General features: G+C 66.6%; 18 protein-coding genes. 11 read left to right on the top strand and 7 right to left on the bottom strand.

Going from position 1 to position 19,560, the window contains the following annotated elements; genetic code table 11:
- Window positions 1–4: 4 nt before the first annotated feature.
- Together H4P35_RS15600 and H4P35_RS15595 are read left to right on the top strand one after the other, a co-directional pair.
- On the top strand, window positions 5–1,216 hold the full coding sequence (locus H4P35_RS15600; RefSeq protein ID WP_180098820.1) for a CaiB/BaiF CoA-transferase family protein: 1,212 nt from the start codon (window positions 5–7) through the stop codon (window positions 1,214–1,216).
- A complete protein-coding gene (locus H4P35_RS15595; RefSeq protein ID WP_226846187.1) occupies window positions 1,213–1,998 on the top strand; it encodes an enoyl-CoA hydratase/isomerase family protein in 786 nt (261 codons plus the stop codon). The genes H4P35_RS15600 and H4P35_RS15595 overlap by 4 nt, the downstream gene beginning before the upstream one ends.
- A 2-nt stretch (window positions 1,999–2,000) precedes the next feature.
- Here the strand turns inward: H4P35_RS15595 and H4P35_RS15590 are convergent, their stop codons facing one another.
- A complete protein-coding gene (locus tag H4P35_RS15590; RefSeq protein ID WP_226846186.1) occupies window positions 2,001–2,804 on the bottom strand; it encodes an enoyl-CoA hydratase/isomerase family protein in 804 nt (267 codons plus the stop codon).
- Between the two features lie 253 nt (window positions 2,805–3,057).
- Between H4P35_RS15590 and H4P35_RS15585 the strand changes: the two genes are divergently transcribed.
- From H4P35_RS15585 to H4P35_RS15550, 8 genes are read left to right on the top strand one after another with little or no spacing between them, the layout of a single operon-like run.
- Complete coding sequence (locus tag H4P35_RS15585) at window positions 3,058–3,882, top strand: ABC transporter ATP-binding protein (protein ID WP_056318900.1); 825 nt, start codon at window positions 3,058–3,060, stop codon at window positions 3,880–3,882.
- Entirely contained in the window at window positions 3,882–4,760 is an 879-nt protein-coding gene (locus tag H4P35_RS15580) for a branched-chain amino acid ABC transporter permease (protein ID WP_180098485.1), read from the top strand. The genes H4P35_RS15585 and H4P35_RS15580 overlap by 1 nt, the downstream gene beginning before the upstream one ends.
- A 3-nt stretch (window positions 4,761–4,763) precedes the next feature.
- Entirely contained in the window at window positions 4,764–5,801 is a 1,038-nt protein-coding gene (locus tag H4P35_RS15575) for a branched-chain amino acid ABC transporter permease (protein WP_142054751.1), read from the top strand.
- A 52-nt stretch (window positions 5,802–5,853) separates the two neighbouring features.
- On the top strand, window positions 5,854–7,035 hold the full coding sequence (locus tag H4P35_RS15570) for an ABC transporter substrate-binding protein (RefSeq protein WP_056318909.1): 1,182 nt from the start codon (window positions 5,854–5,856) through the stop codon (window positions 7,033–7,035).
- 52 nt (window positions 7,036–7,087) lie between these two features.
- Window positions 7,088–7,909, top strand: a complete 822-nt coding sequence (locus tag H4P35_RS15565; protein ID WP_056318911.1) for an ABC transporter ATP-binding protein — start codon at window positions 7,088–7,090, stop codon at window positions 7,907–7,909.
- Complete coding sequence (locus tag H4P35_RS15560) at window positions 7,906–9,750, top strand: long-chain fatty acid--CoA ligase (RefSeq protein WP_226846185.1); 1,845 nt, start codon at window positions 7,906–7,908, stop codon at window positions 9,748–9,750. Before H4P35_RS15565 ends, H4P35_RS15560 begins: the two co-directional genes overlap by 4 nt.
- Window positions 9,747–10,901, top strand: coding sequence for a thiolase family protein (locus H4P35_RS15555; RefSeq protein WP_226846184.1), 1,155 nt, complete (start codon window positions 9,747–9,749; stop codon window positions 10,899–10,901). The genes H4P35_RS15560 and H4P35_RS15555 overlap by 4 nt, the downstream gene beginning before the upstream one ends.
- A 5-nt stretch (window positions 10,902–10,906) precedes the next feature.
- On the top strand, window positions 10,907–11,557 hold the full coding sequence (locus H4P35_RS15550; RefSeq protein WP_152384749.1) for a TetR/AcrR family transcriptional regulator: 651 nt from the start codon (window positions 10,907–10,909) through the stop codon (window positions 11,555–11,557).
- Here the strand turns inward: H4P35_RS15550 and H4P35_RS15545 are convergent.
- From H4P35_RS15545 to prfB, 4 genes are all read right to left on the bottom strand, one after another.
- Window positions 11,541–11,861: a preprotein translocase subunit TatB gene (locus H4P35_RS15545; protein WP_142054757.1), complete on the bottom strand. Its 321-nt coding sequence runs from the start codon at window positions 11,859–11,861 to the stop codon at window positions 11,541–11,543. The genes H4P35_RS15550 and H4P35_RS15545 overlap by 17 nt on opposite strands.
- A gap of 15 nt (window positions 11,862–11,876) precedes the next feature.
- On the bottom strand, window positions 11,877–13,400 hold the full coding sequence (lysS, locus tag H4P35_RS15540; RefSeq protein WP_056318923.1) for a lysine--tRNA ligase: 1,524 nt from the start codon (window positions 13,398–13,400) through the stop codon (window positions 11,877–11,879).
- A gap of 10 nt (window positions 13,401–13,410) precedes the next feature.
- Complete coding sequence (locus H4P35_RS15535; RefSeq protein ID WP_128828489.1) at window positions 13,411–14,166, bottom strand: SDR family oxidoreductase; 756 nt, start codon at window positions 14,164–14,166, stop codon at window positions 13,411–13,413.
- 43 nt (window positions 14,167–14,209) lie between these two features.
- Window positions 14,210–15,314 (bottom strand): peptide chain release factor 2 gene (gene prfB / locus H4P35_RS15530; RefSeq protein ID WP_226846183.1). Its coding sequence is split into 2 segments (ribosomal slippage): window positions 14,210–15,232 and window positions 15,234–15,314, totalling 1,104 coding nucleotides; the frame shifts between segments, so codons are not numbered across the junction.
- A 254-nt stretch (window positions 15,315–15,568) separates the two neighbouring features.
- On the opposite strand from prfB, the gene H4P35_RS15525 reads away from it, so the two are divergent.
- A complete protein-coding gene (locus H4P35_RS15525) occupies window positions 15,569–16,879 on the top strand; it encodes an MFS transporter (RefSeq protein WP_226846182.1) in 1,311 nt (436 codons plus the stop codon).
- A gap of 41 nt (window positions 16,880–16,920) precedes the next feature.
- On the opposite strand, the gene recJ is transcribed toward H4P35_RS15525, so the two are convergent.
- Window positions 16,921–18,621, bottom strand: coding sequence for a single-stranded-DNA-specific exonuclease RecJ (gene recJ, locus H4P35_RS15520; RefSeq protein WP_180098489.1), 1,701 nt, complete (start codon window positions 18,619–18,621; stop codon window positions 16,921–16,923).
- The gene (locus tag H4P35_RS15515) at window positions 18,603–19,553 is read right to left on the bottom strand and encodes a hypothetical protein (protein ID WP_226846181.1); all 951 of its coding nucleotides are present in this window, start codon (window positions 19,551–19,553) and stop codon (window positions 18,603–18,605) included. Before H4P35_RS15515 ends, recJ begins: the two co-directional genes overlap by 19 nt.
- Between the last annotated feature and the right edge of the window lie 7 nt (window positions 19,554–19,560).

The following is a 19,560-nucleotide window of genomic DNA, read 5'->3' as shown; positions in this document are numbered from 1 at the left end:
TCGCATGACGCCATTGAAGAACATCACGGTCCTGGATCTGAGCAAGGTGCTGGCCGGACCGTTGTGCGGGCAGTATCTGGGCGAGCTGGGGGCGCGCGTGATCAAGGTCGAGCCGGTGGGCACCGGCGACGACACGCGTGCGTGGCTGCCGCAGGAGGCCGGCGAGTCCGCCACGTTCCTGGCGGTCAATCACAACAAGCGCAGCCTCGCGGTGGACCTGAAGACCGAAGCGGGGCGGGCGGTGGTCCATCGCCTGGCCGGCCAGGCCGATGTCGTGCTGCAGGGGTTTGGCGGCAAGACCGCAGCGCGCCTGGGCGTCGATTACGAGACGCTGAGCCGCCTCAATCCGCGTCTCGTGTACTGCGAGATCTCGGGCTACGGCCGTGAAGGGCCGATGGGCGACGAGCCGGGCTACGACGTCATGCTGCAGGCCTTCAGCGGCATGATCAGCACGATGGGCGAGCCGGATGGCAATTTTGCGCGCGCCAGCTTTTCGCCGGTGGATCTGGGCACGGGATCGTTTGCGCTGAGCGGCATTCTGGCGGCGCTGCTCGAGCGCGGGCAGACGGGCAAGGGGCAATACCTGGATGTGTCGCTGCTGGATACGTCGCTGGGGCTGATGTCTTACATGGCGCAGAATTATTGGCGCACGGGGAAGGTGCCGCGCCGGATGGGCACGGGCCATCCCGCCATGTGTCCGTATCAGGCGTTTCGCGCGTCCGATGGCGACCTCATGCTGGGTGTGGGCAATGACGCGCAGTGGCAGCGCTTCTGCGCGGCGGCGGGGTTGCAGGAATATGTGAACGATCCGGCGTTTGCGACCAATGCCGAGCGAGTCCGCAACTTTGATGCGACCGTCGCCCTGGTGCAGTCGCGCATCGAAACGCGGTCGGTGGCGCAATGGCTGGCATTGCTAAAACCAAAGGGAATCGCGTGTTCGGCGATCCATACGCTGGACCAGGCGTTGGCGCATCCGCAGGTCGCGGCGCGCGAACTGATCGTGACGACCGAGCATCCGGCGCTAGGCGAAGTGCGCAATATAGGGCTGCCCGTGCGTTTTGGGCGGCAGCCGCGCAAGGCCGCGCGGCCCGCGCCGATGTTGGGCGAGCACAGCCGTGAAATCCTGGCGGAGCTGGGCTTTGAGGCAAGCGAGATTGCCGCGATGCTGGTCAGTGGCAGCGTGCAGCAGCACCCCTTCGATAAAGGAACGGCATGAATCCGGTGCGTTACGAAGTCCGCGATGGCATTGCGGAAATCCATCTATGCCATGCGCCCGTCAACGCGCTGGACGTGGGTGTGCTGGACGCGCTGATTGGTGCGCTGGAAAAGGCGAATGCGGATGCGGGCGTGCGGGCGGTGCTGCTGGCCAGCAGCCTGCCCGGGCGATTCTGCGCCGGGCTGGACATGAAGCAGCTGCTGCAAAGCACGCCCGCGGGTGTGCGGGAGTTGCTGACCCGGCTCTACATCAAGCTGTATGACGCGCAGTTCAACCTGACCAAACCATCGATTTCGGTGGTGTCTGGGGCCGTGCGCGGCGGCGGCATGACGGTGGCGATTTCCAGCGACATGATCGTGGCCGCCGACAGCGCGACGTTTGGCTACCCGGAGATCGACGTGGGCGTGCTGCCCGCCATTCATTACGTGCATCTGCCGGCGGTGGTGGGCAAGCATCGGGCGTTCGATCTGCTCTTTACCGGCCGCACGTTCAGTGCAGGCGAGGCGCAGGCGATGGGGCTGGTGTCGCGTGTCGCTGCCGAGGCCGGACTGCTGGACGAGGCGCGCACGCTGGCGCGGTCGCTGGCGCAGAAGCCGCCGGAGGTCCTGGCGATGGGCCGGCGCGCGTTCGTGTACAGCAACGACAACGAGTATCGGCGCCGGGTGGCCACGGCGGTGGAAGTGTTCTGCAACGCCGCGGCCACGCCAGAGGCGCGCGAAGGCTTGAGCGCCTTCGTGCAGAAGCGGGCGCCCGACTGGGCAAGCGTCGGCGAAACGGGCTAACGCTATTGGCCGGTAAAGCGGGGCGGCCGCTTTTCGCGGAACGCCGCCACGCCTTCGGCGAAATCGGCGCGTGCGGCCGACTGCAGGAAGCGCGCCGTTTCCTCGGCCAACTGGGCTTCCAGCGGCGCGTGCGCGGCGCTGCGCAGCAATGCCTTGGCGCCCGCAATGCCGTGCGGCGCGTGGCGGGCGATGTCTTGGGCATAAGCTTGCCCCGCGGCAGCAAGTTCGCTGGCAGGCGCGGTGCGCGTGATGATGCCCCAGGCCTGCGCCTCGTCGGCCGTGAAGGCGTCATGACGCAAGAGGAGATCCAGTGTGCGCTTGGGACCGGCGGCGCGCATGAGGCCATGCGACATGCCGGCATCGGGCGTCGCGCCGAGCTTCAGGTAGGCCGTCATGAAGCGCGCGCCCGCATCGGCGATTGCGAGGTCGCAGGCCAGGACGAGCGACAGGCCCGCGCCCGCCGCCACGCCGTGGACCTGCGCGAGCCATACTTTGTCCATGCGCGGGATGCGCGCAACGAATGCATTGAGCGGCGTGAACAGTTCCGACAGCGTGGCGCGTACCTTGTCGGGTTCGCCCGTGAACATGCCGATGTCTCCCCCCGCGCAGAATGCCTTGCCCGTGCCGCGCAGCAGCACGACGCGCACCGCGTCGCACGTTTCGATCCACTGCGCGGCGCGCAACAGGTCGCACGCCATGGCCACGTCGATGGCGTTGAGCGCGTCCGCGCGATTGAGGGTGAGCGTGGCGACGGGGCCGTCGGTCTCGAGCAACAGCGTCTGGAACTTCGGTGGTTCCTGGGTCATGGCGAGTCTCCGTTGTCGGGTAAATACCAACTGTCGATCAAAAAACCGCGATGCTATGTTCTGAACCAAGCGCTTGCTTGGTTGGGTTTTGAGCACGCTTAGCGTAACGCATAGAACGATTTTCCGGCGCTGTACTGGCGAAGGTAAAGACAGGTTCGTTGCATCTCCTGCCTCGCAGGGCCGCCAGGTTCACCGTCGTAAAAAATGTCCGCCCCAGGCGGCAGAATAACTTCGCATCAAAGCGGGGAGACAAATGGTGGATCAGTCCGACAGGCCTGCCTTGTTGCAGGCCGATGGGGTGACGCTGGCGTTTGGCGGCGTCAAGGCGCTTACCGACGTGGGCTTTCGCGTGGAGCAGGGCTCCATCACCACGGTCATCGGCCCTAATGGCGCCGGCAAGACCTCGCTGTTCAACACGATCTCCGGTTTCTACAAGCCCGCGGCGGGACGGATCCACTTCGAGGGCCGCGACATCACACGCATGCACGCGCCCGATCGCGCCAAGCTGGGTCTGGCGCGCAGCTTCCAGAACATTGCGCTGTTTCGCGGCATGACGGTGCTGGACAACATCAAGCTGGGCCGCCACGCGCACCTGCGCACCAATGTGCTGGATGCGCTTTTTTACCTGGGCCGCGCGCGCCGCGAGGAGATGGCGCTGCGGGCGGACATCGAAGAACGCATCATCGATTTCCTGGAGATCGATCACATCCGCCACGCGCCGGTCGCGGCGCTGTCGTATGGGCTGCAAAAGCGGGTTGAGCTGGCGCGGGCGCTGGCGATGCAGCCCAAGGTGCTGATGCTGGACGAGCCCGTGGCGGGCATGAACCGCGAAGAGACCGACGACATGGCGCGCTTCATCCTGGATGCGCGCGCCGAGTGGGGCGTGACGGTGCTGATGGTGGAGCACGACATGGGCATGGTGATGGACTTGTCCGATCACGTCGTGGTGCTTAACTTCGGGCAGGTGATTGCCCACGGCACGCCGGCGCAGGTGCAGTCCAATCCGGAAGTCATCAAGGCGTATCTGGGCGCGGGCGACGTAGGCGATTTGCGGCGGCGGCTGCGGGAGGCGGCCTGATGGACTGGCTGTTCTTCCTGGAGGTGTCGCTGGCGGGACTGGGCAGCGGCGGCCTGTATGCGTTGGCCGCGCTGGCGTTTGTGATCGTCTACAAAGCGACCCGCGTGGTGAACATCGCCATTGGCGAATTCCTGATGCTGGGCGCATACGTGTTCTATGCGTTCGCGTCGGGGATGCAATGGCCAATCTGGCTGGCCATCGCGGGCGCGGTCGTGGTGTCGGGCGCGCTGGGCGCCGTCGTCGAGCGGCTGACCATACGTCCGATGCTGGGCGAATCGCCGATCTCTGTCTTCATGATTACCGTGGGTCTGGCGTCGATACTGGTCGGCGCGGTCGAGCTTATCTGGACGGCGGACCAGCGGCGCCTGCCGGAGTTCATGCCGCGCGCGCCAGTCATGGTGGGCGAGGCGTTCGTGGCACCCAAGGTGTTCTACGGCTTCTGGGTGGCGGTGGTGCTGGCGCTTTTGGTGCTGGTGGTGTTTCGCTACTGGCGCGGCGGCGTGGCGCTGCGTGCGACGGCGTCGGACCAGGGCGCGGCCTATGCAATGGGCATCAATGTGCCGCGCGTGTTTTCGCTGGCCTGGGTGACGGCGGGCGCCATCGCCGCGGTGTCCGGCGTGATTGTCGGCGCGATCGGCGGGATCTCGTCGTCGATGGGCGTGTTCGGGCTGTCGGTGCTGGTCGTGGTGATCGTCGGTGGCCTGGACAGCGTCGCGGGCGCGCTGGTCGGCGGCATCTTCATCGGCCTGCTGGAGGCCTGGGCGGGCGCCTATCTGGGCGGCGAGTACAAGCTGCTGGCCACGTTCGTCGTGCTGGTCGTCGTGCTGATGGCCAGGCCCTACGGCCTGTTCGGCACCCGTGAAATCGAGAGGCTCTGATCCATGCGTATCGCGACCGCCAAACAGACCTACCTGGCCGACGAGGCGCTTTTCGACACGCGCACGCAGCATGTGTGGCTGGCGCTGCTGGCGGCCTCGCTGGTGCTGTTTCCCTTCGTGGCGAATGCCTATTGGCTTTATCTTGCGTGCCTGGTCGCGATCAACATCGCCAGCGCGACGGGGCTGAACATCCTGACCGGCTACACCGGATTGGTCAGCCTGGGGCAGGCGGCGTTCATGGGCCTTGGCGCGTACACGGTCGCAGTCATGGAGCTGCACCTGGGCACGCCGGTCCTGGTGAATCTGCTGGCGGGCGGCGTGGTGGCGATGTTGGGTGGGCTGCTGGTGGGTATTCCCTCGCTGCGGGTGAAGGGACTGTACCTGGCGATCTCGACGATTGCCGCGTCGTTCATCGCGCACTTCATCTTCGCGAACTGGCAATTCACGGGCGGTACCTCGGGGTTGCAGGTGCCGCCCGCGCGCATCCTGGGGCTGGACCTGGATACGTCCTTCAAGATCTATTGGCTGATCGTGCCCGTGACCGTGCTGATGGTGCTGGGCGCGGCGAATCTTTTTCGCACCCGCATCGGCCGCGCGTTCATCGCAATCCGCGACCGCGACATTTCCGCCGAGGTGCTGGGTATCCGCCTGCTGCGCTACAAGCTCCTGTCGTTCGGGCTGTCCTCGTTCTATGCCGGCGTGGCGGGCGGTCTGTGGGCGTATTTTTTCCGGGTGGTCACGCCCGAGAGCTTTCCGCTCATCATGTCGATCTTCTTTCTGGCGGCGATCATCGTGGGCGGCATGGGCTCGATCCTGGGATCCATCCTGGGCGCGCTTTTCATGACGATGGTGCCGGAGTTTCTGAAGCTTGTTGTCGGCTGGCTGCCCGTGGGCGGCGATGCGCTGCGGCTGATCTCACCGGTGCGCACCATCGTTTTCGGCCTGCTGATCGTGGGCTTTCTGATCTTCGAGCCGCACGGGCTCGCGGAAATCTGGCGGCGCGTGCGCCGATTCTTTCACCTCTGGCCTTTCCGTACGTAGCGCGATGCGTGCGGCGTGACGGCGGCCACCCATAAGACCCAGGAGACAAACCATGAAGCGCATCCGGATAGGCAGCGGTTTATCGAGGTTGTTGGCCCCGTTGGGCCTGGCGGCGGCATTGGCGGCGGCGCCCGCGGCGCAGGCGGCCGAGGACCTGGTGCTGGGCGGCTCGATTCCCTTGAGTGGCGTGTTTGCCTTTGCCGGGCAGGGCATCCATGCCGGGATCACGGACTACGTGAAGATCATCAACGACCAGGGCGGCATCAAGGGCCGCAAGCTGCGCTATGTGCCCGAGGACACGGCCTACAAGGTGGATGCATCGGTGGCGGCGTTCAAGAAGATCACCAGCCAGAACAAGGTCAACTTCTACTACGGCGATTCGACCGGCTTTTCCAAGACCATCAATGCCGAGCTGAACCGCACGGGCGACATCCTGATGACGGGCGCGTCCTTCGCGACCGAGCTGAACGATCCGGCGAAGTATCCCGCCCAGTTCATGCTGGGGCCCGACTACACCGAGATGTTCGGGATCCTGCTGCGCTACATCGCCAAGGAGCAGCCGGGCGCCAAGGTGGCGTTCGTGTATTCGGACACGGAGTTCGGACGTGATCCGATCGCCAGTTCGCGCGCGGTGGCCGAAAAGCTGGGCCTGAAGGTGGCTACCGAGATCATGACGCCGCCGGGCAGCGTGGACGTGTCGACCGAGGTCATCAAGCTGCGCCGCGCCGACCCTGACTTCACCATCTTCCACGGCTACGTGCTGGCGCCGATTCCCGAGTTTGTGGGACAGGGCAAGCGCATGGGCCTGAAGACGCGCTACATGGGCACGTTCTGGACGATGGACAACTCGACCGTGATGCAGATGGGCGAGGACGCCGAGGGCTTCATGGGCGTGATGCCGTACCGCTACTACTACGACCAGGCCGCCGACGCGCCGATGCTCAAGAAGATCCGCGAAATGCGGCCGCAGTACCAGAGCACGGGCTACATGCAGGGATTCCTGGCCGCCATGCTGTTCTCGGAAGTCGCCAAGCGCACGCTGGACGCGGGCAAGGAACTGACCGCCGCGAACATGAAGGCCTCTCTGGACGGCATCAAGGATTTCGATACGGGCGGGCTGATCGGCGTGCCGATCACCATCAAGGGCAACTCCATCCCGGTGGGCCGGATCTATCGCGCGGACGTCAAGCAAAAGCAGATGGTGCCGGCGTCCGACTGGATCGTGCTCAAGTGAGGCTGCCGTGAACCAGGGACAGGACGTGGCAGGACAGGGCGTTCGTTCAGGCATGAACGCCGCCGCGCCGCCCAAGGCGGTGCTCGACATCAACAACATCGAGGTCGTCTACAACAAGGCGGTGCAGGTGCTGCGCGGCTTGTCCCTGTCGGTGCCGGCCGGCAGCATCGTCGCGCTGCTGGGCAGCAACGGGGCTGGCAAATCCACCACGCTCAAGGCGGTATCCGGTCTGCTGGACCTGGAGGACGGGGAACTGGTGCGTGGCCAGATCGTGTTCGCTGGCGGCGACACGGCGGGCATCAAGCCGCAGAACCTGGTGCGGTCGGGCCTGGCGCACGTGATGGAAGGGCGCCGCGTGTTCGAAGACCTGACCGTCGAAGAAAACCTGGTGGCGGCAACCTATGCGCTGACCGGAAGGCCCGCCGCGCGCGCGGACTTCGATCTGGTCTACGGCTACTTTCCGCGGCTTTTCGAGCGGCGGCGCGGACTGGCAGGTTATCTGTCCGGCGGGGAACAGCAGATGCTGGCCATCGGGCGCGCGCTGATTGCGCAGCCCACGCTGATGCTGCTGGACGAGCCATCGCTGGGCCTGTCGCCCATGCTGGTCGAGAGCATTTTTTCGATCATCGCGCGCATCAATATCGAACAGGGGGTGTCGATGCTGCTGGTGGAGCAGAACGCTTCGGTTGCGCTGGCGGTGGCGCATTACGGCTACATCATGGAGACGGGCAAGGTGGTGATCGACGGTTCGGCCGACAAGCTGGCGGCGGATCCCGACGTGCGCGAGTTCTATCTGGGCGTGGGCGGAACGGGCGAGGCCCGGGGCTTTCGCGACATCAAGCACTACAAGCGCCGCAAGCGCTGGCTGTCATGATGGACGCGCACAGGGATCCGGGCGCCTGGCCTGAACTGACGCTGCCGCAGATGCTGCGCGAGCAGGCGCGCCGCCAGCCGTCGGCGGTTGCCATCCGGCAGAAGGACTTTGGCATCTGGAAGCCGCTGACCTGGGACCAGTACTGGCAGCGCGCATGCCGCGTGGGGCTGGGACTGCGCGCGCTGGGGCTTAGCGCGGGCGGGCGGGTCGCGATCGTCTCGGACAACAGGGTGGAGTGGCTGCTGACGCAGATGGGGGCGTGCGCGGCCGGGGGCGTGGCGGTAGGCGTCTATTCCACAAGCCCGGCCGAAGAAATGGGCTACGTGCTGGCGCATGCGGACGTCGAACTGGTGGTCTGCGAAGACCAGGAGCAGACCGACAAGGTGCTGCACGTGGCGGACCGGCTGCCGAATTTGCGCCGCATCGTGGTCATTGAAACGAAGGGTCTGCGCGCGTATGGTGCGGCGGATCGGGCGCGCATCGTGACCTTTGCCGAAGTCGAGGCCGATGGCGGCCAGCGCGAAGCCGTGGAGCTGGCCGCGCTGAATACGATGCTGGACGGGCAGCGCCTGGACGACACCGGGCTGATGATCTACACGTCGGGTTCCACCGGCAAGCCCAAGGGCGCGATGCTGAGCTACCGCAACATGCGCGGCGTGGCGCCGGGCATCGCCGATCGCCTGTCGATGGATGCGTCCAGCGTGCACCTGTCGTACCTGCCGCTGTGTCACGTTGCCGAGCAGATGCTGTCCACGTTCGTGCCCATCTACCTGGGCACGCAGGTGAATTTTGGCGAGTCGCTGCGCACCGTGCAGGAGGACCTGCGCGAAGTCGCGCCGACGATTTTCCTGGGCGTGCCCCGCATCTGGGAAAAACTGCACGCCGCGATCTCGATCAAGATGCAGGAGGCTGGCCGGTTGCAGCAGTGGCTGTACCGCAATGCGCTGGCACAGTGCGCGCCGTTTCTGGAGAAGTCCCCCGCGCAGTATCGCGTGGGCGAGCGGCTGACGCATTGGCTGTGGTACTGGCTGGTGCTGCGCGCGCTGCAGAATTTCATTGGCCTGCGTCGTGTGCGGGTGGCAATGACAGGCGCCGCGCCGATTCCGCCGGACGTGGTGCGCTACTTTCGCACGCTGGGCGTGCCGCTGATCGAGGTGTATGGCTTGACGGAGTCGGCGGGCATGATCTTCGGACAGCATCCGGACCGCGTGAAGGTGGGCACGGTGGGCGAGCCGATCCTGGGTGTGGCGTGGCGCATCGGCGAATCCGGCGAACTGCTGGTGCGTGGCGACATGGTGTTCCAGGGTTACTACAAGAACCCGGAGGCGACCGCGGACACCGTGCGTGACGGCTGGCTGCACACGGGCGACGTCGTGGCGCAGGAAGACGGGCGCGTGCGCATCGTGGACCGGCTCAAGGACATCATGATCACGGCGGGGGGCAAGAACCTGACGCCGTCCGAGATCGAGAACGCGGTCAAGGGCAGTCCGTATGTGAAAGAGTGCATCGTCATTGCCGACGGCAGGAAGTACGTGACGGCGTTGATCCAGCTGGAATTCGACACCGTGGGCAAATGGGCCGAATCGCGCCGCATCGCGTTCACGCATTTCCGGTCGCTGGCGGAATGCCTGCAGGTGCGCGAACTGGTCCAGCAGGAGGTCACGCGCGCCAACGCCGGGCTGGCGCCCGTCTCGCAGATCAAGCGTTTCCATCTGCTGACCAAGGAACTGGACCACGACGATGGCGAAGTGACTGCAACGATGAAGGTGCGGCGCGCCAGCATCTACCGCGCCTACGCCAACGAAATCGAATCGCTCTATGTTGAGGAGACGACGGCATGAACCAAGCCGTGATCCTGGAAGCCGTGCGCACGCCGTTCGGGCGTCGCGGCGGATGGTGGGCCGAGACCCGGCCCGACTCGCTGCTGGCGGACACCGTGCACGCGCTACTGGCGCGCGCGGGCCTGCCGGGCGACAAGGTTGAGGACCTGATCGCCGGCTGCGTCAGCCAGGCGGGCGAGCAGGGCGCCAACATCGGCAGGCTGGCCGCCATGCTGGCCGGGCTGCCCGAGCGTGTGCCGGGGGTGGCGCTGAACCGCATGTGCGGGTCCAGCCAGCAGGCCGTGCATTTTGGCGCGCAGGCCATCGCCGCGGGCGACATGCGTTATGTGGTCGCCGGCGGCGTCGAGAGCATGAGCCGCGTGCCGATGTTCCTGGACGTGACGCTGGGCCAAAGCGAATTCCGGGGATTCGAATCGCTGAACCCGGCGTTGCTGGCGCGTTATCCGCTGATTCACCAGATCGAGAGCGCCGAGCGCATCGCCAGCCAATGGGGGCTGTCGCAGGCCGACATGGACGCGTGGGCGCGCGAGAGTCACGCGCGCGCGTGGGCGGCGGCCAGCGCGGGGCTGCATGCCGAGCTGCTGCCGGGCCCGGCGCAAGCTGCGCGCCGCGACGAAGGCATCCGCGAAACGACGGACGCCGCCCGGATGGCGGCCATGGCGCCGGCGATGCGCGCGCCGGGAGAGGGCGGCGTGACGGCGGCCAACGCCAGCCAGCTCGCCGATGGCGCGGCGGCGGTGCTGCTGGGCGACAAGGACGCGGCGCTGGCCGATGGCTTGCGGCCCCGGGCGCGCTTCCTGGCGCGGGTGGTGGTGGGTTCGGACCCCGTGATGCAGCTGACGGGCGTGATCCCCGCGGCGCGGCAGGCGTTGGCGCGTGCGGGCCTGGCGCTGGAGGACATCGACTGGATCGAGATCAACGAGGCCTTTGCAAGCGTGGTGCTGGCCTGGCAGCGCGAACTGGGCGCGGACCTGACGCGCGTGAATCCGTGGGGCGGCGCGATTGCGCACGGCCATCCGCTGGGCGCCACGGGCGCAGGCCTGATGGCCAAGATGCTGGCGGGGCTGGAGGCGACCGAAGGCGAGTTGGGCATGCAGCTCATGTGCATCGGGCACGGCATGGCGACCGCGACCATCATCCAGAGGGTTTGACCTGCATGGACAAGACCGGGACCGCTGTGTCGCGGGACGAGGGCGCGGAGACGCAGCGGCGCCAGGAATTGGTCCTGGCGGCCGGCCGGCTCTTCAGCAAGCGCGGGTATGAGCGCACGACGGTGCGTGAGCTGGCCAAGGCGGTGGGGTTGCAGTCGGGCAGCCTGTTCCACCATTTCCGTAGCAAGGAAGAGATTCTGGTCGCCGTGATGAACAACGGTATCCAGGAGGTGATCGACCTGGGCGAGAAGGCTCTGGACTGCTATGCCGTGCCGGCAGACCGGCTGGCGGCGCTGTTTCGCGTGCATATGTGGAGCATGCTGCACGGCGCGGGCGGGGATGCGATGAACGCGCTGGTGTACGAATGGCGCAGCCTGTCGGCGCCGAGCCAGGCGTCGGTCAAGGTGCTGAGCGACCGCTACGAGGCGATGTGGCAGTCCGTGGTGGCGGGGGCGGTGCAGGCGGGGTTGCTGCGGGGGGATGCGCGCGTCATCAAGCGATGCGTGCTGGGCGCGATGAATTTGACGGTGCAATGGTACAAGCCGGGCGGGCGGCTGGCCCCCGCCGCGTTCATCGACGCCATGTTGCAGGCGGCGTTGCCGGCGCTGCCCGCGGGGGCGGGCAGGTGGCCCGTGGAGCCTAGCCGCGCCGCTTGATGAACGCGCCGACGGCGCAGGCGACCGACAGCGCCAGCAGCGAGGCCGCGACGGGCAAGAGGAAATCGGCTTCGCCGTGATAACCGCCGCCCGTGACGCCGCCAGCCACGCCGCCCATCCAGAGCAGGGCGGTCAGGATCGCGGCGATGAGCGAGATGGCGGTGGCCACGCACAAGGCAATGAACGCCGGCCGCCGCACGGGGGCGGACCGGTAGGGCGTGCCCGGCTGGACGCGGCGGGGTTGCTTGATCCAGTAGACCAGCCCCGCCACGACCAGCAGCAGCATCAGGATCTTGAAGATCATGACGCGCGCCGACGATCAGTCTTCACGGCGCAGGTGCGGGAAGAGAATGACGTCGCGGATGCTGGGGCTGTCGGTCAGCAGCATGACCAGGCGGTCGATGCCGATGCCGCAGCCGCCCGTCGGGGGCATGCCGTATTCGAGGGCGCGGATGTAGTCCGCGTCGTAGAACATGGCTTCCTCGTCGCCGGCGTCCTTGGCCTCGACCTGCGAGCGGAAGCGCTCGGCCTGGTCTTCGGGGTCGTTCAGCTCGGAGAAGCCGTTGGCGATTTCGCGGCCGGTCATGAAGAGCTCGAAGCGCTCGGTGATGCCTTCTCGGGTATCGGAGGCGCGCGCCAGCGGCGAGACTTCGACCGGGTAGTCGATGATGTAGGTGGGGTTCCAGAGCTTGGCTTCGGCGGTCTCTTCGAAGAGCGCCAGTTGCAGCGCGCCCAGGCCGGCGCGCGACAGCACGGGGCCGTCGGCGTCGGCGCCCAGCTTTTTCAGTTCGGCGCGCACGAAGGCCGGATCGTCGAGCTGGGCCTGGGTGTAGCCGTCGGTGTACTTGAGGATGGCTTCGCAGATGGTCAGGCGGTCGAAGGGCTTGGACAGGTCCAGCTCGCGTTCCTGGTAGGTCAGGACGGCGCTGCCGGTGGCCGAGATGGCGGCCTGGCGGATCAGCTCTTCGGTGAAGTCCATGAGCCAGCGGTAGTCCGCGAAGGCTGCGTAGAACTCCATCATCGTGAATTCGGGGTTGTGCCGCGGGCTCACGCCTTCGTTGCGGAAGTTGCGGTTGACTTCGAACACGCGTTCAAAGCCGCCGACGATCAGGCGCTTGAGGTAGAGCTCGGGCGCGATGCGCAGGAACATTTCCATGTCCAGCGCGTTGTGGTGCGTGACGAAGGGCTTGGCCGCCGCGCCGCCTGGGATCGGGTGCAGCATGGGCGTTTCGACCTCAAGGAAGCCCGCGTTCAGCATGAACTGGCGGATGCTGCCCACGGCCTTGCTGCGCGCTTCAAAGGTGCGGCGCGTGGCGTCGGTCATGATGAGGTCGACATAGCGCTGGCGGTAGCGCAGTTCCTGGTCGGCGACGCCGTGGAACTTGTCGGGCAGGGGGCGCAGCGACTTGGACAAGAGGCGCGCCGAGGCGGCGTGCACCGACAGTTCGCCCTTGTTGGTCTTGAAGACCGACCCTTCGATCGCGATGATGTCGCCGATGTCCCACTGCTTGAACGCGGCGTAGACGTCTTCGCCGAGCGTGCCGCGGTCTAGGTAGATCTGGATGCGGCCGGTGCTGTCCTGCAGCGTGGCGAAGCTGGCCTTGCCCATGACGCGCTTGAGCATCATGCGGCCGGCGACCTTGACGTTGACCGCGGCGGCGGCCAGGGCTTCCTGCTCCTGGCCGTCGTACTTGTCATGCAGGGCCGCGGCGCGGGCGTCCGGGACGAAATCGTTGGGGTACGCGACCCCGGCTTCGCGCAGTTTGGCCAGCTTGGCACGCCGTTCGGCGATCAAGCGGTTTTCATCCTGGGCGGGTGCCGGAGTGGTCGAGTGGTCGGTCATGGTCGGGGGATCAGTCGTAATTGCGGATGTCGTCGATTTCGGTCGTGCCGAAATCTTCGCGATCCAGGTAGGCGAGGATGCGGGAGGCTACGTTGGCGGGCGAGGACAGCTTGCCGGTGGCATGGAAGTCCTGGAACTTGGCCAGCGCGGGGAAGCTTTCGGGGTCGCTTGCGCGGATGGCGGCCTGCATGTCGGTGTCGACGATGCCGGGGGCCAGCGCGACGATGCGGGCGCCGTCGGCGCCTTGTTCCTGCTTGACGACGCGGGCGTGCATGTCGAGCGCGGCCTTGGTGGCGCAGTACACGCCCCAGCCGGCGTTGGGATTGCGGCCCGCGCCGGAGGAGATGTTCAGGATGCGGCGGTCGGCCTTGATGTCAGCGACGGCGGCGAGGAACCGCGCCGTGAGCAGCATGACGGCAGTGACGTTCAGGTTGAAGGCGGCGGTGATGGCCGCGCCGTCGGTGAGTTCGTCGGTGCGCGCCACCGGATGCACCGTGCCCGCGTTGTTGATCAGCAAATAGCGCTTAGCGTCGCGCGGCAGCGCGGCGCAGATGCGTTCGGCCGCGGATTCGGCCGCTTTCAAGTCCGAGAGGTCCACGGACAGTTGTTCCAGCTGCACATCCTGCGAGCGCGCGTGGGCGGCGAGCTCGGGGTCTTCGCGGCGCGCCAGGGTAATCAGGCGGGTGCCGGGTTTGACCAGGCCGCGCGCCATGGCGGCGCCGATGCCGCGCGAAGCGCCGGTGAGAATAGCAATGGTGTCGGACATTCGTGGACCTCTGGGTGCGTAAAAGCGGGAAGAATCGCGGAACTTAGACGTTTTGCTTCAGGCTGGCCTGGATGAAGGGATCCAGGTCGCCGTCCAGCACTTTCTGCGTGTTGGAGATTTCGACGTTCGTGCGCAGGTCCTTGATGCGGCTCTGGTCCAGCACGTACGAACGGATCTGGTGGCCCCAGCCCACGTCGGTCTTGGAGTCTTCCAGCTTCTGCTGCTCGGCCATGCGGTTGCGCATTTCCAGTTCGTAGAGCTTGGACTTCAGCATCTGCATGGCTTCGGCGCGGTTGCGGTGCTGCGAACGGTCGTTCTGGCACTGCACGACGATGCCCGTCGGGATGTGCGTCAGGCGCACGGCCGAGTCGGTCTTGTTGATGTGCTGACCGCCCGCGCCCGAGGCACGGTAGGTGTCCACGCGCAGGTCGGCTGGGTTCACTTCAACCTCGAAGGAATCGTCCACTTCCGGATACACGAAGACGCTGGCAAACGACGTGTGACGGCCGCCCGAGGAGTCGAAGGGGCTCTTGCGGACCAGGCGGTGCACGCCGGTTTCGGTGCGCAGGTAGCCGAAGGCGTAGTCGCCCTCGATCTTGATCGTGGCCGACTTGATGCCCGCGACTTCGCCATCGGATTCTTCAAGGATCTCGGCCTTGAAGCCCTTGCGTTCGGCGTACTTGAGGTATTGGCGCAGCAGCATCGACGCCCAGTCCTGCGCTTCCGTGCCGCCCGCGCCCGCCTGGATGTCCAGGAAGCAGTTCAGGGGATCGGCCGGGTTGGAGAACATGCGGCGGAATTCCAGGGCTTCGAGCTTTTCCTGGAAGGCGTCGGCGTCCAGTTCGATCGCTTCGAGCGTGTCGCCGTCATCGTCGGCGGCGGCCATTTCGAAGAGTTCCTGGGAATCGGCCACGCCGGCGCCCAGGCTCGTGAGCGTTTCCACCACGTCCTCGAGCGATTTCTTTTCACGGCCCAGATCCTGGGCGTGCTTGGGGTCGTTCCAGACGGCCGGGTCTTCGAGTTCGGCGTTTACGACTTGGAGGCGTTCAGATTTGGCATCGTAGTCAAAGATACCTCCGTAGAGCCTGTTCGCGCTCCGCGTAGTCGGCGAGGCGGGCTGCGAGCTGGTTCTGACGTTCGGCTTCCATGATGATCCTGTCCTGATGACTTTGTGCGAAACCTGGCATTTTACCGTGGATGGAGCCTGTTCGCGGGCGTTCATCGCGGGCACGGGTGGCGGGTCCTGTTTCCCGGGTTACGCGGGGGCAATTCCAGTTGTTCAGTTTTTTGTCAACCCGACGGCTCTAGCCTTGCCTGATGGCCGCGATGTCCCCGTTTGGGGCGCGGACCGCGACAACGCCGGCCCGCGCCGGCCTATTCCGCCAGAGGAATGGAGACAGTGATGGAAAACACGATGCCCCCCGGGCTCTCGCCGGCGCTCGACGCCAGCGAAGAGGACCGGATTTACCGCAAGGTGGGCTGGCGGCTGGTGCCGCTGCTGGTGGTCTGCTATGTGGTGGCGTACCTGGACCGCGTGAACGTGGGATTCGCCAAGCTGCAGATGCTGCAGGAACTGCAATTTAGCGAAACGGTGTATGGGCTGGGCGCCGGTATTTTCTTCATCGGCTACTTCCTCTTCGAGATTCCCAGCAACATCATCCTGCACAAGGTGGGGGCGCGGATCTGGATCGCCCGGATCATGATCACGTGGGGCATCATCTCGGCGTGCATGATGTTCGTGACCAGCGTGCATATGTTCTACCTGCTGCGATTCCTGCTGGGCGCGGCCGAGGCGGGCTTCTTCCCGGGCATCATCCTGTATCTGACCTATTGGTACCCGGCCGCCCGGCGCGGACGCATCACGACGTTCTTCATGACCGCCGTGCCTATGTCCGGCCTCATCGGCGGCCCGATTTCCGGGTGGATCATGGCGACCTTTCACGGCGACCACGGTCTGTCGGGCTGGCAGTGGCTGTTCCTGCTGGAAGGGATTCCGTCGGTGGTGATCGGCGTGCTGGTGCTGATCTATCTGGATGACCGCATCAACAAGGCCAAGTGGCTGACGGCCAATGAAAAGGCCGTGCTGATCCGCAACATTGCGGCCGAGGAACAGCAAAAGGAAGATCCGCCGATCCGCGCCGCGTTGACCAAGCCGCGGGTGTGGGCGATGGCGCTGATCTACTTTTCGTTCGTGATGGGTCTGTATGGGGTGGGCTTCTGGATGCCTAGCCTCATCAAGAACACCGGTGTGCAGAGTCCGCTGGCGATCGGTCTACTGACGGCAGTGCCCAACCTGTTCGCCGTGATCGGCATGATCTTGATCTCGCGCAATTCGGACCGGCAGCGCGAGCGCCGCTGGCACGTGGCATTGCCCGCGTTGTTTGGCGCCGTCGGTCTGTTCCTGTCGGCCTTGTGGAGCGGCAATACGGTGCTGGCGATTTTTGCGCTGACCGTGGCCAACATTGGCATTTGCACGGTGCTGCCGCTGTTCTGGAGCCTGCCGACAGCGCTGCTCGGCGGCACGGCGGCGGCTGCGGGCATTGCGCTGATCAACTCGGTGGGGAATCTGGCCGGCTTTGTCAGCCCGTATCTGGTGGGCTGGCTGAAGGACATGACCGGCACCACGAATACGGGGCTGTACATGCTGGGCGGCTGCCTGGTGGTGGGCGCGCTGGTGGCGCTGGCGCAGCCGGCGAAGCTGGTGAATAAGTAGCGCTGCGGGTGGACGGTGTCTCATAAGACACCGTCGCGCACTTATCCGGCGTGTTCGATCACCAGTTGCACCGACACCATCCCATTCCACACGTTCTGTTCCAGGCGGTACGCCGCCTGGATGTGTTCCGGCAGCGACTGGTCGTGGCCGAACCAGATGGCGTCAAAGCGCTGGTGGCCACGTTCCAGGGACAGCTTCAGGTGCTTTTCGCCGACCAGCCGCTGGTTGCGCACGGTGAATTCGTCCAGGAACAGGGGGGCGGCAAAGCCCGCACCCCACACCTGCTGTTGCAGCATGCCGGCCACGTCGGCGTTGGCGTAGCCGGTTTCCAGCGAGCCGTCGGTTTCGATGATGGGTTCGAAGGTGTCGCGTCCGGTGAGTTCGCGCACCGCAGCGTCGAAGGCGGGGGCGAAGGCCGGGAAATCGGCCTTGCCCAACGTCAGGCCGGCTGCCATCGCGTGGCCGCCGAACTTGCGGATCAGGTTGGGATGGCGCTTGGACACCAGGTCCAGCGCGTCGCGCAGGTGCACGTCGGGGATCGATCGGCCGGAGCCGCGGATCTCGTCGTCGCCCGCGGGCGCGAAGGCCAGGGTGGGACGCCAGAATTTTTCCTTCAGGCGCGAGGCGACCAGCCCCACGACGCCCTGGTGCCAGCCCGGGTCGAACACGCAGACGGTTGCGCCCGCGGCAGCGTCGGGCGCTTCCATGGCGGCCAGCGCCTGCTCGCGCATCTCGGCTTCGATCGTGCGGCGTTCGCGGTTGATGTTGTCCAATTCACGCGCCATTTCCAGCGCCTGCGCCTCGTCGTCCGTGGTCAGGCAGGCGATGCCCAGGCTCATGTCGGCCAGGCGGCCCGCGGCGTTGATGCGCGGACCCAGCGCGAAACCGAGGTCGAAGCCGTTGGCGCTGCGCGGCTCGCGGCCGGCGACGGCGAAGAGCGCGCGCAGTCCCGGCTGCAGGCGGCCGCTGCGCATGCGCTGCAGGCCTTGCGTGACCAGCAGGCGGTTGTTGGCATCGAGCTTGACCACGTCGGCCACGGTGCCCAGCGCAACCAGGTCGGACAGCGCGTCCAGGCGCGGGCCGCCGTCGGGGGCATACACGCCGCGGCGGCGCAGTTCGGCGCGCAGCGCCAGCATCATGTAGAAGATGACGCCCACCCCGGCCAGATTCTTGGACGGAAAGCCACAGCCCGGCTGGTTGGGATTCACGATCGCCAGCGCCTCGGGCAGGGTGTCGCCCGGCAGGTGGTGATCGGTGATGACGACGCCGATGCCGGCGGCATTGGCGGCGGCCACGCCGTCGACGCTGGCGATACCGTTGTCCACGGTGATGATGATGTCGGGCTTGCCGGCGCGGTGGCGGCAGGCCAGCTCGACCACGGCAGGCGACAAGCCGTAGCCGGTTTCGAACCGGTTGGGCACCAGGAAGTCGACATCCGCGCCCATGGCCGACAGCGCGCGCAGGCCGACCGCGCAGGCGGTGGCGCCGTCGCAATCGTAGTCGGCCACGATCAGCAGCTTCTTGCCCGCCTGGATGGCGTCGGCCAGGACGGCGGCGGCGTGCGCCGAGTGTGTCAGGCCGGCCGGCGGCAGCAGGGACGGCCAGGCGAGGCGGGTCTGGTCGGGATGGGTCACGCCGCGCGCGGCCCACAGGCGGGCCAGCAGCGGATGGATGCCGGAGGATTCGAGGATGTGGCAGGCGGCCAGGTCGGCCGGACGGATCGTTAAGCGGGGTGAGACCACCAGGCGCTCCAGTTCTTCTTGGGCGCGGGCAGCATGCCGAGCAGGCCCCCGCGCGGTTTCAGGTCAAGGGCGGCCTGGCGGTCATCGCCCAGCAGCAGCAGTTCGATAGGCGTGGCGGGCAGGCCTTTGGCGGCCGCCAGCGGGCGCAGATGGCGCGCGTCCAGGTCAGCCAGCGCGTCGAGCCAGGCGGCCCAGTCGCCGGCGCGTTGCGGCGCGTCCAGTTCCGTCAGCACCTGGGCCGGGCTGGCGGGCGCCGCCGTCCAGGGCGTGCCGCCGCCATACAGCCACAGGGCGTTCACGGGCGGCAGGCCGCGCGCGGCCCGGTCATCATTGACGGGGTGTTCGTGCCACGCCATCTGGATCTCATTGAGCAGGCGCCGCCACGGACGCGCTTCTGCATCCTGGCGCCACCAGTCATTCAGGCGCTTTCCCGCCACTGCTGCCGGGCTGGCCGTCTGGGGGCGCAGGTCCGCCGGCAGGCGCAGCCGCCACCGCTGGGGCGAAAGCGGCTCGACCGAGAAGCCGGTGCCGTCAAAGAGGGGGCGGGCGGTCTCCAGCAGGGCGGCCGTTTCGGATTCCGTCAGGTCCATCAAGGCGGGATCCAGCAACGAGGCCTGGTCCGCGCCCAGGGCAAGATGAACCAGTTCGCAGAGCCAGACGGGCTCTTGCGGCGAGGCACTGGACTGTTCTACGGCCAGCAGCGGGCCGAGGCCCGCGCTTTGCAGCAGGCCGGGCTCGGCGGTGTACCCCGCCCGTGCAAGTTGCCAGGATTCGAAGGCCGTGCAGCCGTGGGCGCGCAGGTCGTAAGCCTGCAGACGGGCGGCCGCGGCCTGCAGCCAGCCGTGCAGGGTGGGCGCGCGCTCGGGCAGGAGCTTGGCCAGTTCGGCGGCGACGGGAAGGGCGGGCAACGCGCCCGGAATGACGATCAGCATGGGCGCG

The organism is Achromobacter sp. 77, assembly GCF_020541125.1.
Classification (GTDB): domain Bacteria; phylum Pseudomonadota; class Gammaproteobacteria; order Burkholderiales; family Burkholderiaceae_B; genus Achromobacter; species Achromobacter mucicolens.
Note: the sequence above shows the minus strand (reverse complement) of the source record. Positions and strands in the feature narration are given on the sequence as shown.